Here is a 14,859-nt window from a genome sequence, read left to right as displayed (position 1 = left end):
TACTTTTTTCTTTAATTCTAAACTATATTTTTTCATTGCAGCCTCTTTTCTAGCTACAACTTTTGGGGAGTCCTACAGGGGCATCTGCCGCCCCCTTGGGTTCCCCCTAGGTACGAAGATTCAATAGTAAATAAATATAATTTATTAAGTGATAAAGTAACGAAGAATTAAAGTAAATAATAATATTATCTTGGATAATAAAAAAAATAATTTATATTGCATAAAAAAAGAGAGGGCTTTTGGGAGCCCTTCCATAAAAAAACATATCCCAAATAGGGTCTTAGGGGATCATCCCCTAAAATATATTTATCTTGGATAAATCCTAAGCGGAGCAGGTATCACACTCTTCCACTTCAAGAGATTTACCTCTTACATAGTAGATGCTTTTTACTCCACTTTCCCAAGCTGTAATGTAGATATTTAGGATTTGTCTCATGGTGTATTCTGTTGTGATATAGATATTGACAGATTGGGCTTGGTCCATGTGTCTTTGTCTTACTCCTGCCATTCTCATGGAGATGTTTTGGTCTATATCGTGGGCATTTTCATAGAGCCAGAAGGTTTTTGTTGTTAGGCCTGGGGCTACTCTTGGTACTATGGCTCCCTTTTTTTCTTCTAGGAAGTAGCGACTCATAATTGGGTCTACTCCGGCTGATGTACCTGAGATTATTGATGTTGATCCTGTTGGGGCTACTGCCATTAGGTAGCCATTTCTTAGGCCATTTTCCCTTACTTCTTTGGCTAATTTTATCCATCTTTCGCTTGTGTAATCTCTGTCTGTGAAGTAGTTGCCATTTTGCCAATCACTGCCTTCAAATACTTCGTATGATCCCTTTTCTTTGGCAATTTCTACACTTTCTTTGATGGCATAATAGTTTATATCTTCATAGACCCTATCTGCTAGGGCTGCATGTTTTTCTTCATCTGACCAGCTTATGTCGTTTTTAACGAGCATATGGTGATAGCCACTTGTGCCTAGGCCTATGGCCCTGTATTTTTTGTTTGTAACTTGGGCATATGGGGTTGGGTAGTAGTTTAGGTCTATTACATTGTCTAGGGCCCTTACTACTGTTCTTACTGTTTCTTCAAGCTCTTGGTCATTATTTACATCAAGCTTTCCTAGGGTTAGGCTTGCTAGGTTACATTCTACAAAGTCGCCTGGCCTTGTCTTATTTACTATGACTTTTTCCCCATTTTCTGTGACTATCTCTTGGGAGATGGTTTCTGATGGGCTCATGTTTTGGGCAATTTCTGTGCAGAGGTTTGATGAATAAATCATTCCTGCGTGCTTGTTTGGATTGGCCTTATTTACTAGATCTCTATTGAAAATAAATGGAGTGCCTGTTTCTGACCAAGATTTGATTAGTAATCTTACCATATCTTTGATTGGCATGATTCTTCTTGATATATCCTTGTCAGCTACTAGCTTATGGTAAAATTCTTCAAATTCTTCGCCGTAGGTATCTTCTATGGCCTTGCCATATTTTTTCTCCACTTCGTGTGGGTCAAACATATGCCAATCGCCTTCCATATTATCCCTTACTTCTCTCCAAAAGAGGTCTGGCACGCAAACTCCTGGGAAGACGTCGTGGGCTTTCATCCTGTCATCGCCGTTGTTTGTTCTGAGTCCTAAAAATTCTGGCATATCCTTGTGCCAAATATCTAGATAAACTGCAACTGCTCCCTGCCTTACTCCAAGTTGGTCTACTGCTACTGCTGTGTCATTGGCAAGTCTTATCCAGCGGATTACTCCACCTGCTACTCCTTCAAAGCCTCTTATGTCCGAGCCTGATGCTCTGACTTTTCCAAAATACATGCCCATGCCGCCTCCGTGTTTGGAAACTTCGGCAAAGTTGGTTATGGACCTGTAGATGCCCTTAAGTGTATCTGGAACAGTTTCTATAAAGCATGATGAAAGCTGGTTAAATGGCTTTCTAGCATTGGTCATAGTAGGTGTGGCCATGGTTGCCTTTAGGCTTGACAATATATCGTAGAGTCTTTTGGCAAAGCCAATCTTATCCTTTTCTGGAATGGCTAGGTGCATGGCAATACCCATAAACATTTCCTGGATATTTTCAATGAGATGGCCATCATGGCTTCTTATCAGATATCTCTTCCTTACTAGGTCTAGGCCTGAGTAGGTAAAGATGTCATCTCTTTTATAATCTAGGTAGGCTTCTAATTCATCTATTTGATCAGATGTGTAATTTTTAAGCATGTATGACCCGTAAAGACCCTTTTCTGTAAGGAATTTGATCTTTGATTTGAAATCATAAAGCTCATATCTTTCTTCATATTCTTTGATTTCTAGGTTCATCTTGTAGGCTAAAAATCTGGCTGCAATCATTTCCCAATCTGGAGCTTCCTTGCTTGTTAATTCGCTTGCAGCCCTTATGATGGCCTCTAGGATTTGTTTTTCATTCATGTCTGGTTTTGTGAATGATTCAAATTTAAAATACAAACTTTCTATAGGATATCTTTGGCTATCAAATTCTCTTTGGACCTTGGCTATTATTTCCATAAGGTCCTTATCGTCTATATATTCCTTAAAATCGTAGATTACTTTTCTATCCATGTTGTGCTTGGCACGGTAGAGGATAAAAGATTTTACCTCTCTGTAGTAGTTTTCATCAATAAGACCAAGCTCTACTAGATCTTGGACTTCTTCTACTGTAACTGTGTGGTCTTTTGGGAATTTCTTCTTGATGGTATCCCTTATTTTTTGGGCTATGCTGTCTAATTTCTCATCGCTTATGAATGAGTCTACCGAGATAAATGCCTTTGCTATGGCTCTTTTGATTTTTTCTATCTCGAAGTCAACCTTTGATCCGTCTCTTTTAATTATCTTCATTGTATCTCCAAACTAACTACTAGATGTAGTGGTATTTTCTCAAAATCTATACTTACCATACCTTATATGGTGGCTAGTGCGAAATATAGATAAAAAAAGCACAAAGGTCGTCAAAGCTTATCTTTGTGCTATTTTAATGATTTTTATTGTTTTATTAGTAATAAATTTCCCAAAAAGTAAATTTATCTAAATTTCTTTTGCATATAAATCCCTATAGGCATCTTCCCTCACGACAGCTGTGTCTGTGAAAAGGTCGATTAAAGTTTGCTTTTTGGGTGTGAAAAGGGCTAGGGCATATAGGAAAATCAATTTATTTTGGACATATCTTCCTGCAATTTCCCTTATGAGTATTTGACTATTTGATAGGCCAAAACCATCTAAAGATACCACCCTAAGGCCAGTTATAATCTTACCTAGGGATTGTCCTCTTGTGATTAGGGATGTGATTGTAAAATAGGCTAGGCTTATGATTGTATTAAGACCTGCCAAAAGTCCTAATCCCATGAATTTTGCATCTTCTCCAAGAGGGATGAAAAATTTAATTATGGTGAAAAGAGCAGATACGATCATCATATCGATGATATAGGCAAGTAGCCTTATACCAAAGGATGAGTAAGCGTAGGCAAAATCTCTTTCCTTATATATCTTCTTATTTTCCATAGACTCCCCCATAGATATACATAGGAGCTTGTCTATTTTCTTCCATTAATTCCTTTAGGATGGCAAGATCAGAAGAGGATTTCTTAAGGTCTTCCACCTTTTGGAAAAGTTGTCTGAAAGAAAAGTTGGCAAATGAGCTTTCGACTACTTGTGGGTCATCTAGCTTGTTTTCCTTAATCATATCATCTAATGCCATGTCAATGTCGCCAATCTTATCTACTAGACCATTTTTAACAGCTTGAGAACCATCATACACTCTACCATCGGCAAGCTTTCTAACATCTGCCTCACTCATTTTCCTTCCTTCAGAGACAATTTTTACAAATCGACCAAAGGCTGAATCTACAAGGCCTTGGAGGTAGGCTTTTTCTTCATCATTTAAATCTCTACCCATGGTGCCTGTGTCCTTCATCTTGCCAGAAACCACGTTTTGCTCCTTGATTCCGTATTTTTCAAAAAGACCTTGGAAGGAACGTCCACCCATTATTACACCGATTGATCCTGTGAGGGTCTCATTTGAAGCATATATCCTATCTGTAGGGGCAGATATATAATAACCTCCAGATGCAGCCATCTCTTCCATTACAGAATAAACCGGGATTTTCATCTCTTTAAGTTTTTTAATTTCCTTGGCAATTTTTTCTGAAACATAGACAGAACCACCTGGTGAATTTACAGCAAGAATTACTCCCTTTGTAGTTGGGTCATCTGCTGCTTCCTTAAGCTGGTCAATTACAAATTGACTATTGTCATCGCCTTGGATTACCCCTTCTAGGGAAATTTTTCTTATCTTTTGGCTAGGATTTGTTCCTTGGATTATTTCTTGATCAAAAAGTTGAGACTTGCCCAAATCTTTAAGGTAAGATAGGCCCTTAGCCTCATTTTTCTCACTAGTGTCCTTCATAAACATGGAAGCGACTAGGACAAGAATTGCAAGGCCTACTGCTATCCATCTTTTTGCGTTATTTTTCATAAAAACTCCTTTATATTTCAATCTTAACTAGAATTATTATACCCCAAACAAATCAAGACTTAAGCAAGTTAATTGCAATTTGAAAAGCTTTAAGTACAATGAATATACATCACAATTATCGTTAACACTCGATTACATTGTTATGTATAGGTCCATGTGGACCTATCTACATAAATTAAGCTGTATTTTTTCTGAAAATATAGCTTAATTATTTTTTTATAAAGGATACTTATGAAATATATTGAAAAAAAAGAGAAACTAATTCAAATCATAAAAGACCTCTTGAAAGATAAATTTATCCTCGCCTTTTCTGGCGGAGTTGATTCAGCCCTCATCATGAAACTTGCAAGCCTTTATAGGGAATGTGAAAACGATGTTAGGGCTATGTTTTTTAAGGCCCTGTCCACCACAAAGGAAGAAGAAGAAAATGCCATAAAGCTAGCCAAAGAAATGGGTGTAGACCTAGTTATAAGGGAGGTTGACATACTCACCAATGAGAAAATCGCCCACAATTCCAAGGACAGGTGCTACCATTGCAAGAAAACCCTCTTTAGCGAAGCCCTAAAGCTAAGGGAAGAGAAAGGTTATGGGGCTGTTGTCGATGGGACCAATACAGACGATCACAAGGTTTATAGGCCAGGACTTATGGCCCTAAGAGATTTGGGAGTTCTAAGTCCCCTAAATCAGGCGGGCTTTTCTAAGGCAGATGTCAGACGCCTTGCAGAAGAACTTGATCTTAGGGTGGCCAAAAAGCCATCAGCCCCTTGTCTTTTAACTAGATTTCCTTATGGGACACAAATCAAAAAAGAAAATCTAGATAGGTTAGAGACGGCAGAAGGCTTTATAAGAAGTCTTGGCTATGAAAAATTTAGACTAAGGGACCACGATGACCTTGCAAGGCTTGAAATACAAAAGGTAGACTTCCCTAAGTTCTTTAAGGAATACGACCTTGTTGTTAAAAAACTAAAAGACCTTGGGTATTCCTATATATGCCTTGATATGGAGGGTTTTAGGTCTGGTTCAATGGATATAAAGCTCTCCAAGGAAGAAAAGGATAAGTACAGCCTATGATTGATAAGAAACAACTAATTGATGATATAAAAAATGGCAAAATAAGCGATGAAGAAGCTCTTGAAATCCTAAATGACAAGGGCTATGAAGATGTAGGCGATGCTGTCAAGATAGACTTTTCTAGAAAATCTCGAAGGGGCTTTCCTGAGGCCATCTATTGTGCATCAAAAGATGATGAAAGCCTGGTAAGAATTTTTGAAGCCTTTGCCAAGAAAAAAGAATCTGTAATAGGAACCAGGGCAAGCAAAGACCAATTTGACCTAGTTAAGGCCAAGGTAGATGATGTCACCTACAACGAACTTGCAAGGATTATCTCCCTAGATTTTAGTAAGGAAGAAGAAAAAATCGGTGAAATTGCCATAGTTTGTGCAGGCACAAGCGATTTGCCAGTCCTCCTTGAGGCAGAAATTACAGCAAAATTTTTGGGAGCAAGGGTTAAAACCTACACAGATGTGGGTGTTGCAGGCATTCACAGGCTCCTTGATAAGATAGAAGATATAAAAAAAGCCAATGTTATAATAGCCATAGCCGGCATGGAAGCAGCCCTGGCTACAGTCCTTGCAGGCCTTGTAGATAAGCCAATCATAGCTGTCCCAACCTCAGTTGGATATGGGGCAAATCTTGGCGGAATCACCGCCCTTCTTTCCATGATAAATTCTTGTGCAGAGGGAGTTAGCGTTGTAAATATAGACAATGGCTACGGAGCAGCCTACGCAGCCTGTCAAATAAATAAATTAATAGCGAAAGGAAATTAAAATGGACCTATATTTTGAAATGTATTCAGGCATAGCAGGAGACATGACCATAGGAGCCCTCCTAGATTTGGGAGCTAGCAAGGAAAAATTAGTCGAAGGCATCAAATCTCTAAAGCTTGATGGCTACGAACTTGTCTTTGAAAGAGTCAAGAAAAATGGCATAGATGCCTATAATTTTGATGTCATCCTAGAAGGTCACCACCATGATCATCATCATGGCGATAACGACCATCACCACCATCACGATCATGACCACGAACACACACATGACCACCACCATCACCACGACCACGTCCACAGAAATATAGAAGATATTAGAAAAATCATAGAAGACTCAGACCTCAATGATAATATCAAGAAAAATACCCTCGGTATCTTTGATATAATAGCAGATGCAGAAGCTGTGGCCCACGGCATTGATAAAACAGAGGTCCACTTCCACGAAGTCGGAGCTGTTGATTCAATCATAGATATAGTAGGAGTAGCAATCCTTCTTGATGACCTGGGAGTAGAAAATATTTACTTCTCAGACCTCTATGAGGGTTCCGGCTACCAAATGTGTGCCCACGGCCCAATGCCAATACCTGTACCAGCTGTGGCAAATATCCTAGCTGATTCTGATATAAATCTTAATTTTATAGGAGAAGAGGGCGAACACATAACCCCAACTGGAGCTGCCATAGTCAAATATTTCTATAAAAAAGCCCCAACAAGCTTTAAAATCAAAAAAATCGGCCTAGGAGCTGGCAACAAAGACTTTGAAAAGTCAACCAATATCCTAAGGGTCATGGAAATTGAAATAGATAAAAAAAAACTGTAAAACTGCTTGAAACAAATATAGATGACCAAAGCGGGGAGCTTTTGGCATTCACCTTAGAAAAAATTATGGAAGTGGCACTTGATTGCTACTTTTCTCCAATCTTTATGAAGAAAAACCGCCCAGCCTATAAATTATCAGTAATTTATAAGGCAGAGGATGAAGAAGCTATAGAAGATATAATCTTTACCCAAACCACAAGCATCGGTGTAAGGAAATTTGACCTAGACAGGACAGTTTTAGATAGAGAAATTATCAAAATCTCTTATAAGGGCAAGGACTACCTTGCAAAGCAAGTTAGCTATAAAGATAAAATCTTCACCTATCCAGAATACGAATCCGCCAAGACCCTAGCAAAAGATGAAAATATCTCCCTAAAAGAAGCCTACGACATCCTAAAATACCTATAAGTGGGTATAAAAATACTAGGAGGCAGCTTATGAGATACGAATTTATCGAAGTCCCTTTTGAGGGAGGCCTTAAGGCAGGAAAGACAGATACCTTTGAAAAATGCAAGGAAATCATCAATGAAAAAGCAAAGGAAGGCTGGGAACTCGTTCAGATAGTCCCAGTAACCAATGAAAAATGGTCATCCTATGCTTCTCTTAATTATACTTTGGTTTTTAAGGTTATTGGTTGAAAGGATTTGTAAAAGAGCTGGCTTGATAACAGCTCTTTTTGCTTGTTAATTTTTTTTGATGAAATATTTTCTATAAAATTATAATCTAGAGAATCTGAGAACTTCCTCTTATCTCAATTAAATAAATTTAACTTATAGAAATCTATTAACCCTGTTAATTTTTAAAATTTTAAATCATTAAAAGTAATTTTCCAAGCAAAAAACCGACCAAATGGCCGGTTTTTCTTATTCTTCATCGCCTGATAAGTCTATAAATCTCTTATTTTCCTTATCTTCTTCCACTTTTTCATCCTCTTTTGGACCTTCTTGTGGATTTTCTTCTTTTATATTCTCTTTAGAATTTTCTAAGTCTTTGACATCTACATCGGTATTGTCTGCGATTTTTTCTTCGCTTACTTCTTTATTTTTCTTTCCTTCTAAGATTTCCATGAATTCTTCACCTGTGATGGTTTCTTCTTTTAATAAGAAGTCTGAGATTTCGTGGAGTTTGTCGATGTTATCTTTTAGGATTTCTATAGCTCTCATGTGAGCATTTGCTATTATTATTCCTACCTTTTCATCTATCTTATTGCCTGTACCATTTGATACTATCATGGCTCTTTGACCACCTAGGTAGCGGCCTTGGATTTGTTCTAGTTGCATGAAGTCAAAGTCTTCATCCATACCATAGATTGTTACCATGTTTCTAGCTATAGCTGTAGCTCTTTCTATATCATTTGAGGCACCTGTTGTCTTGGTGTTAAAGATTAGCTCTTCTGCTGACCTACCTCCTGCAAGGGTTACTATTTCATCAAATAGCTCTTGCTTGGTCATAATATATTTCTCATCCTTATCTACTGTCATGGTATAACCTAGGGCCCCGCCTGTTCTTGGGACTATGGTTATCTTTGTGACTGGTGTCTTGTGGGTTTGGATGGCTGCTACTAGGGCATGGCCCACTTCATGGTAGGCTATGATTTTCTTTTGATCATCTGAAATTACAGCATTTTTCTTTTGCATTCCTGCTATTACTGTTTCGATTGATTCTTCTAGGTCTTCTTGGCTTAGCTTGTTTCTGCCTTCTCTTACAGCTCTTAGGGCACCTTCGTTTACTATATTTGCAAGATCTGCTCCGGATGTTCCAGCAGTTCTTTTTGCTATTTCTTCGTAATCGATATTTTCTTCTTTTTTAATTTTCTTTGCGTGGACTTTTAGGATGTCTTCACGGCCCTTTAGGTCTGGAAGTTCTACTTGGACTTGCCTATCAAACCTTCCCGGTCTTTTTAGGGCTGGGTCTAGGATTTCTGGTCTGTTGGTTGCAGCAAGTAATACTACTCCCTCTGTCGCATCAAAACCATCCATCTCGTTTAGGAGTTGGTTTAGGGTTTGTTCACGTTCGTCATTGCCTGAATATCCTGAAACATCACGCTTTTTACCTATGGCATCTATCTCATCTATAAAGACTATACATGGGGCCTTTTCCTTGGCTTGCTTGAATAAGTCTCTTACCTTAGATGCTCCCATACCTACAAACATCTCTACAAATTCAGATCCTGATATAGAGAAGAATGGTACCTTGGCCTCACCTGCTACTGCTTGGGCAAGGAGGGTCTTACCTGTTCCTGGAGGGCCTACTAAAAGAACTCCCTTTGGAACTCTAGCTCCAATTTCCTTGTATTTTCTAGGATTGTGCAAGAAGTCTACTATTTCGCTTAGGCTTTCTTTGGCTTCTTCCTGGCCTGCCACATCCTTAAAGGTCTTGCCTGTTTCATTTTCCATGTAGACCTTAGCATTGGACTTGCCAAAGTTCATGAAATCAGCTCCACCTCTGCCACCCATAGTCTTTGATAAAGACCTTGATGCGAAGTAGAAGATTACCATTATAAAGATAAGCGGAAGGATACTTTGGAGGAAGACTGCTAGGTAAGGGTTCATCCTTGTTTCTATGTCTTTTCCAAACTCTAGCTTATCATTTCTTTTTTTGGCTGCAAGGAGTCTTTCTGTTAGGTCTGTATCTTCCCAAAGACCTGTTTGGTAGGTTTTTTCTTTGCCATCTACCTTAGCCTTGAAGGTGTATTTTAAATTATCCTTGCTTACTTCTGTTACCTGATCATTTTCGATCATTGATACAAATTGACTGTAGTTTACTTCCTTAGCTCCGTCGTTTTTGGCAATCGGATTAAAGAGGAAACTAAAAATAAAATATACTATTAAAGCCCCTATCCAATAGTAGATTAAGGGTCTATTTTTCTTTCCTTTTTGATTCATATACTTCTCCTTGATATATACTTATCAAGTAATACGTCTAATTCTCTAAGCTCTGAGACTATGGTTTCAAGGTTTAAATCTACCATATCATCTGGGAAATCTTTTCTGATTTTATCAAAATATTCGCCAACCACATGGCTTGCCTTGATTCCCTCTTCAGTTAGCTCAACGTTTACTACTCTTTCATCAGCTTCGCTTCTTTTTCTAACAACAAAGCCTTTTTTCTCTAATTTTTTGCAAATATTTGAGATATTGCCCCCAGTTACTCCTATAGTCTTGCCAAGGCTGCCAATGGATACGTCTTGATCGCTTGAAAATAGGGCGATTATGATCTTAATCTGTAGGGGAGTAAGATCTAGCTTATTTGCTGTTTCTGTCAATAGTAGGTCTATTTTATGTGAAATCTCTCTAATCAAAGAGAAGATTGTATTGTTAAATTCAAAAAAATCTATGTGTTCTGTTGCCACGTTCTCCTCCATTTCTTTTTACAGTGTTTTCACTACCTATATTAAACTGCTTTTTTATAAAAAGTCTATATTTTACATTTAATATCATAGAGAGTCTTATAAGCTTGAAAGATAGCTTGCTGCATTAAGGCCTGCTATCTGGCCCTCACCTACAGCCTTGGCTATTTGATAAGGCTTGCCAGTGATATCTCCTGCTGCAAAAAGCCCCTTGATACTTGTCTCAAGGTCCCTATTTACCAGGATGTGGTTTCCATCTAGCTTTATTGATGGGATAAGTCTTTCAGGCTTGGATGAGTCTTTTATTATAAAAAATCCATCTGCCTCAATTTCCTTGCCTGACTTAAAGATGAGCTTATCTGCATGATCTTCTCCCTCAAAGCCTAATGGGATTTCTCCTTCTATAACTTCTATAGAATCATTAAGTTTTACTTCATTTTTTGTCATGTTAACAAAGGTTACTTTTCCAACTATTTCTGATGTAAAATTTGCATCTTCAATCGATTCTTGGTTGTAGCCTATTATTACAACTTTCTTGCCTCTATATAAAGCTGCATCGCAGGTTGCACAATAATTGACACCCCTTGCAAAAAATTTCTCTTCATTTTCTAAATCTCTTGCAAGCTCTATGCCTGTGGCAATTATTACAGATGATGCTTCTATCATCATATCTTCATTTTCTATCTCTAGCGCAAAATACTTGCCCATGGCATAGACTGTTTTTACTCTCTTACTCGACCTTTCTAAAGGATATCCCGCAAGGGACTTTTTGAAATTTTCATTTAAGTCTTTGCCACTTATTTCCCCAAAGCCCAGGTAATTTCTGATGGACCTAGTCTGTGTAATTTTTTTTGAATCGGTCCCAAAAATTATTACTGACTTGTTTCTCACCTTAGAATTTAAAGCGGCGCTAAGTCCTGCAGGACCTGCGCCGATTATTGCAATATCATATCTCATTATATGAATTTACTCATTTCCTCTATTATGGCATCTTTGGTGTGAAAGCCCACTAGGTTTTGTTTTAGGATACCATCTTTAAATATAAAAAGGCTTGGTACAGCATTTACATTGTATTGGGCAGCTATTTCGTTAGATTCATCCACATCTAGCTTATATATTTTATAGTCAACCTCATCTGCCAATTCTTCAAGGATTGGTGTTTGCATCTTGCATGGGCCACACCAAGTTGCAGAAAAATCTACTAGGCAAAGGCCACTTCCATTTTCTACATGCTCTCTAAATTCAAATGTATCTAATTGTTTCATTATTGCTCCTTAATTGTTTTGTTCCACTAGTCCTGCTACGTGGTTTACTGGTACAGAATATATTATACCCTTTCCAGGTACTTCCAAATCCATCTGCTTATATATTTCTGCTGTAATTTTTTCTTCAAGGTCTTTTTTAATTAGCATTACTACCATGTCTTTTTCAGGCTCTATATTCATATTAAAGAATATCCTGCCCTTTATTTCTTCTCCTGCGCCCCTGCCATGGATGACAGTTGCACCCCTTGCTCCATTGTCCTGAGCTATGTGGATGGCTTTTTGGCCCATATGTCTATCCACTATGACATACAAACATACATATTCCATCTTATTTTCTCCCTCTAAAGCTGTCGAATAAGCTATAGCTGTATTTACAGACTTAAGCTTATCTGAAATTTTCTCAATAATTTTACCTGCTATATCTTCCTCTATTAGACCGACCACTACTTCCTTCTTGGTCTTATCAATGGCTAGGGAATTTAGGATGTGGCTTGGTGCTGATCCTTCTCCATAAAAACATGAAATAGCACTTGCCCCATGGTCTTGTAGAATTTTCATAAATCCTGATCCCTTCCCTCTCGGAAGAACTATTCTTAAAAATTGCATCTTATCTCCTATATAAGTTACCCATTATCATAATGGTCAAAACCGGCATCATGGCTACAAAGGCGATTACCCCGAAGCCATCAGCTATATTTCCAGCAACTCCCTGGCAAAAGGCCAAAATAAAGGTGGCTGTCATTGGCCCTGAGGCTACCCCGCCTGAGTCAAAGGCTATACCAACAAAGATTTGGTCAACCCTCCTTGATAGGATTAGGGAAAGTAAAAAGCCTGGTACAATTAGCATCCATAGGGCAAAACCATCGATTCTTATCCTAAAGATGACAAGCATCACCGCAAAGGCAACCCCTATAGATAGGGCTACTAGGATATTTTTCCTTGGTATAGAACCACCAGTTACATCCTCTACCTGCTCGGCAAGAACGGATACGGCTGGCTCTGCCAAGACTACCAAAAGCCCAAGTACAAAACCTATTAGAGGGAGGAATTTGGAATCGGCAAGGCCTTCGCCCATGACTCTTGCAAGCTCCATAAAGCCGCCTTCAACACTTGTCAAAAATACTATAAGGCCAAGATAGGTATAAAGCATTCCTATGCTGATTCTTCTGAGCTCATCTTTTTCTACCTTAAAATATAAAAAATTCATTATATAAAAGACGAGAGCAATTGGCACTATAGCAAAGGTAGAATTAATAAAACCACTATATAGGGCCGACCTATGAGCAGCTTCTTCGATTAGGACATCTCCTCCCTTAGAAAATAAACTCATGATAAGTCCTGCAAGTATAGGACCTGTTGATGCAAGACCTACTAGGCCAAAGGAATCATCCTCAGTCCTCTCGCCCTTAAGGGATGCCACCCCTAGGCCTAGGGCAATTATAAAGGGTGTGGTCATAGCTCCTGTTGTAGCCCCTGATGCATCAAAGGCAATTGCATGACCCACATCATCTGTAAATATCATTAGGACGAAGACTGTAATATATAATGCCCACATCATATTTGATAAGCTTATTTCCTTAAATATCCTAAATAAGCCTAGGGAAATCATCATTCCCACTCCCAAGGATATGATCATAACAATAATTTGGGCAGAAATTCCCACAGCACTTGTTACTTCATTAGCAAGAATCAGCAAATCAGGTTCTGCAACTGAAATTGTAAAGCCAATAAAAATACCAAAGATAACCACTTTTGCTATCTTATCAAACCTTGCTATAAAATCTCCCATCATAGATCCAATTTCTGAAATTGAAATCTCTACTCCTGTTAGAAATACTCCCAGGCCAAGAATTACTCCCATACATCCTATAAAAAAGTTGATTAGTAGCTTAGTTTCCACTCCCACAAAGAGGTTCAGGACCACTACTAGGATGGCTATGGGTATTACGGACTTGGATGTGTTTTTAATTTCTTCTAAAAATATAATCCTCACCTTTCTTCTTTAAATGTTTATAAAAAAAGAGCAATCCAAAAAGATTGCCCTTATATATTTTCTTATTTGCTTGAAGCGGCTCTTTCTGCTGCTTCTCTTGCTCTTTCTGATGCTTGCATTGCTGTTATAATAGCTATTTCATATACATCTTGAGCTGAACAACCTCTTGAAAGGTCGTTAACTGGTGCATTTAGTCCTTGGAGTATTGGTCCTAGGGCTTTGTAACCGCCAAGTCTTTGTGCTATTTTATAACCGATGTTTCCTGCTTGTAGGTCTGGGAAGATAAATACATTACACTTACCAGCTACATCTGATTTTGGTGCCTTATTAGCAGCTGTTTTTGGATCTATTGCTGCATCAAATTGGATTTCTCCTTCTACTCTTAATTCTGGGTCAAGGTCTCTTGCTATTGCTGTAGCTCTTGCAACCTTTGTAGCTAGGTCATGGTGAGCAGAGCCTAGGGTTGAGAATGATAAAAGTGCTACATATGGGTCGATACCAAATGATTTAGCAGTGTGGCTTGTTTCTACTGCAACTTCTGCAAGCTCATCAGCTTCTAGGGTTATATTTACTGCAGTATCTGCAAATACTAATTGTTCACCGTTTGGTCCTAACATTACCATAACACCTGATACTCTCTTTTGACCAGGTTTGGTTCTTATAATTTGTAGGGCAGGTCTAATAGTGTCTGCTGTTGTATGGATTGCACCTGATACAAGACCATCTGCATAACCTGATTTAACAAGCATAACACCGAAGTAGTTTAAATCTCTTCTTAGGATAAATTCTGCTTCTTCTCTGTCTATTTTTCCTTTTCTAATTTCTGCAAAAGAATCAACCAATTCATCAAATTTTTCAAATGTTTCTGGATTTAATATCTTTATATTAGATATGCTCTTGCCTAATTTGTCGGCTGTTTTTTGGATTTCTCCTTGGTCACCTAATACGATTGGTTGTAATAAACCTTCTTCTTGGTGTCTAATAGCTGCTTCCAAAACTCTCTCGTCTTTACCTTCTGGTAAGACAATGGTAAGGTTTTTTCCTTCTATAGTTTTTATCGCTTGATCTAAAATACCTACTTGTGCCATTAAGTCCTCCTAATTTTTATACTTAATTTTATTAC

General features: G+C 38.2%; 15 protein-coding genes. 5 read left to right on the top strand and 10 right to left on the bottom strand.

What is annotated here, in order from left to right:
- Positions 1-322: 322 nt before the first annotated feature.
- From NH288_RS06510 to sppA, 3 genes are all read right to left on the bottom strand, one after another.
- Complete coding sequence (locus NH288_RS06510; RefSeq protein WP_265214053.1) at positions 323-2,851, bottom strand: ribonucleoside-diphosphate reductase subunit alpha; 2,529 nt, start codon at positions 2,849-2,851, stop codon at positions 323-325.
- 186 nt (positions 2,852-3,037) lie between these two features.
- The gene (locus NH288_RS06505) at positions 3,038-3,511 is read right to left on the bottom strand and encodes an RDD family protein (protein ID WP_265214052.1); all 474 of its coding nucleotides are present in this window, start codon (positions 3,509-3,511) and stop codon (positions 3,038-3,040) included.
- Entirely contained in the window at positions 3,501-4,484 is a 984-nt protein-coding gene (gene sppA, locus NH288_RS06500) for a signal peptide peptidase SppA (RefSeq protein ID WP_265214051.1), read from the bottom strand. The genes NH288_RS06505 and sppA overlap by 11 nt, the downstream gene beginning before the upstream one ends.
- A 231-nt stretch (positions 4,485-4,715) precedes the next feature.
- Here sppA and larE point away from each other — a divergent pair, with 231 nt between their 5' ends.
- Genes larE through NH288_RS06475 form a run of 5 tightly spaced genes read left to right on the top strand, consistent with a single transcriptional unit; the run spans position 4,716 to position 7,767 of the window.
- The gene (gene larE, locus NH288_RS06495) at positions 4,716-5,555 is read left to right on the top strand and encodes an ATP-dependent sacrificial sulfur transferase LarE (protein ID WP_265214049.1); all 840 of its coding nucleotides are present in this window, start codon (positions 4,716-4,718) and stop codon (positions 5,553-5,555) included.
- Positions 5,552-6,310: a nickel pincer cofactor biosynthesis protein LarB gene (gene larB / locus NH288_RS06490; protein WP_265214047.1), complete on the top strand. Its 759-nt coding sequence runs from the start codon at positions 5,552-5,554 to the stop codon at positions 6,308-6,310. The genes larE and larB overlap by 4 nt, the downstream gene beginning before the upstream one ends.
- A 1-nt stretch (position 6,311) precedes the next feature.
- Entirely contained in the window at positions 6,312-7,130 is an 819-nt protein-coding gene (locus NH288_RS06485) for a LarC family nickel insertion protein (RefSeq protein ID WP_265214046.1), read from the top strand.
- A gap of 41 nt (positions 7,131-7,171) precedes the next feature.
- The gene (locus tag NH288_RS06480; RefSeq protein WP_265214045.1) at positions 7,172-7,537 is read left to right on the top strand and encodes a LarC family nickel insertion protein; all 366 of its coding nucleotides are present in this window, start codon (positions 7,172-7,174) and stop codon (positions 7,535-7,537) included.
- Between the two features lie 29 nt (positions 7,538-7,566).
- Positions 7,567-7,767 (top strand): DUF4177 domain-containing protein, encoded by a 201-nt coding sequence (locus tag NH288_RS06475; protein WP_265214044.1) that lies wholly within the window; start codon positions 7,567-7,569, stop codon positions 7,765-7,767.
- 225 nt (positions 7,768-7,992) lie between these two features.
- Here the strand turns inward: NH288_RS06475 and ftsH are convergent, their stop codons facing one another.
- From ftsH to pta, 7 genes are all read right to left on the bottom strand, one after another.
- Positions 7,993-10,014 (bottom strand): ATP-dependent zinc metalloprotease FtsH, encoded by a 2,022-nt coding sequence (gene ftsH, locus NH288_RS06470; RefSeq protein WP_265214043.1) that lies wholly within the window; start codon positions 10,012-10,014, stop codon positions 7,993-7,995.
- Positions 10,011-10,481, bottom strand: coding sequence for a MarR family winged helix-turn-helix transcriptional regulator (locus NH288_RS06465; RefSeq protein WP_106461269.1), 471 nt, complete (start codon positions 10,479-10,481; stop codon positions 10,011-10,013). The genes ftsH and NH288_RS06465 overlap by 4 nt, the downstream gene beginning before the upstream one ends.
- Positions 10,482-10,577: 96 nt before the next feature.
- A complete protein-coding gene (locus NH288_RS06460; protein WP_265214040.1) occupies positions 10,578-11,435 on the bottom strand; it encodes an NAD(P)/FAD-dependent oxidoreductase in 858 nt (285 codons plus the stop codon).
- The gene (gene trxA, locus NH288_RS06455; RefSeq protein ID WP_265214039.1) at positions 11,435-11,743 is read right to left on the bottom strand and encodes a thioredoxin; all 309 of its coding nucleotides are present in this window, start codon (positions 11,741-11,743) and stop codon (positions 11,435-11,437) included. The genes NH288_RS06460 and trxA overlap by 1 nt, the downstream gene beginning before the upstream one ends.
- A gap of 9 nt (positions 11,744-11,752) precedes the next feature.
- Complete coding sequence (locus tag NH288_RS06450; RefSeq protein WP_265214037.1) at positions 11,753-12,349, bottom strand: transcriptional regulator; 597 nt, start codon at positions 12,347-12,349, stop codon at positions 11,753-11,755.
- A 1-nt stretch (position 12,350) separates the two neighbouring features.
- Positions 12,351-13,736 (bottom strand): DUF1538 domain-containing protein, encoded by a 1,386-nt coding sequence (locus tag NH288_RS06445; protein WP_265214036.1) that lies wholly within the window; start codon positions 13,734-13,736, stop codon positions 12,351-12,353.
- 62 nt (positions 13,737-13,798) lie between these two features.
- Positions 13,799-14,824, bottom strand: coding sequence for a phosphate acetyltransferase (pta, locus tag NH288_RS06440; protein WP_265214034.1), 1,026 nt, complete (start codon positions 14,822-14,824; stop codon positions 13,799-13,801).
- Between the last annotated feature and the right edge of the window lie 35 nt (positions 14,825-14,859).

Origin of the sequence: Anaerococcus sp. NML200537 (assembly GCF_026131715.1) — a bacterium.
GTDB classification, from domain to species: domain Bacteria; phylum Bacillota; class Clostridia; order Tissierellales; family Peptoniphilaceae; genus Anaerococcus; species Anaerococcus kampingae.
Note: the sequence above shows the minus strand (reverse complement) of the source record. Positions and strands in the feature narration are given on the sequence as shown.

Bases quoted from the DNA above. Each gene is read 5' to 3' on its own strand.
- NH288_RS06460 (WP_265214040.1), bottom strand. From the start codon at position 11,435: ATGAGATATGATATTGCAATAATCGGCGCAGGTCCTGCAGGACTTAGC.
- pta (WP_265214034.1), bottom strand. From the start codon at position 14,824: ATGGCACAAGTAGGTATTTTAGATCAAGCGATAAAAACTATAGAAGGA.
- NH288_RS06485 (WP_265214046.1), top strand. From the start codon at position 6,312: ATGGACCTATATTTTGAAATGTATTCAGGCATAGCAGGAGACATGACC.
- NH288_RS06510 (WP_265214053.1), bottom strand. From the start codon at position 2,851: ATGAAGATAATTAAAAGAGACGGATCAAAGGTTGACTTCGAGATAGAA.
- trxA (WP_265214039.1), bottom strand. From the start codon at position 11,743: ATGAAACAATTAGATACATTTGAATTTAGAGAGCATGTAGAAAATGGA.
- NH288_RS06475 (WP_265214044.1), top strand. From the start codon at position 7,567: ATGAGATACGAATTTATCGAAGTCCCTTTTGAGGGAGGCCTTAAGGCA.
- larE (WP_265214049.1), top strand. From the start codon at position 4,716: ATGAAATATATTGAAAAAAAAGAGAAACTAATTCAAATCATAAAAGAC.
- NH288_RS06505 (WP_265214052.1), bottom strand. From the start codon at position 3,511: ATGGAAAATAAGAAGATATATAAGGAAAGAGATTTTGCCTACGCTTAC.
- sppA (WP_265214051.1), bottom strand. From the start codon at position 4,484: ATGAAAAATAACGCAAAAAGATGGATAGCAGTAGGCCTTGCAATTCTT.
- NH288_RS06450 (WP_265214037.1), bottom strand. From the start codon at position 12,349: ATGCAATTTTTAAGAATAGTTCTTCCGAGAGGGAAGGGATCAGGATTT.
- ftsH (WP_265214043.1), bottom strand. From the start codon at position 10,014: ATGAATCAAAAAGGAAAGAAAAATAGACCCTTAATCTACTATTGGATA.
- larB (WP_265214047.1), top strand. From the start codon at position 5,552: ATGATTGATAAGAAACAACTAATTGATGATATAAAAAATGGCAAAATA.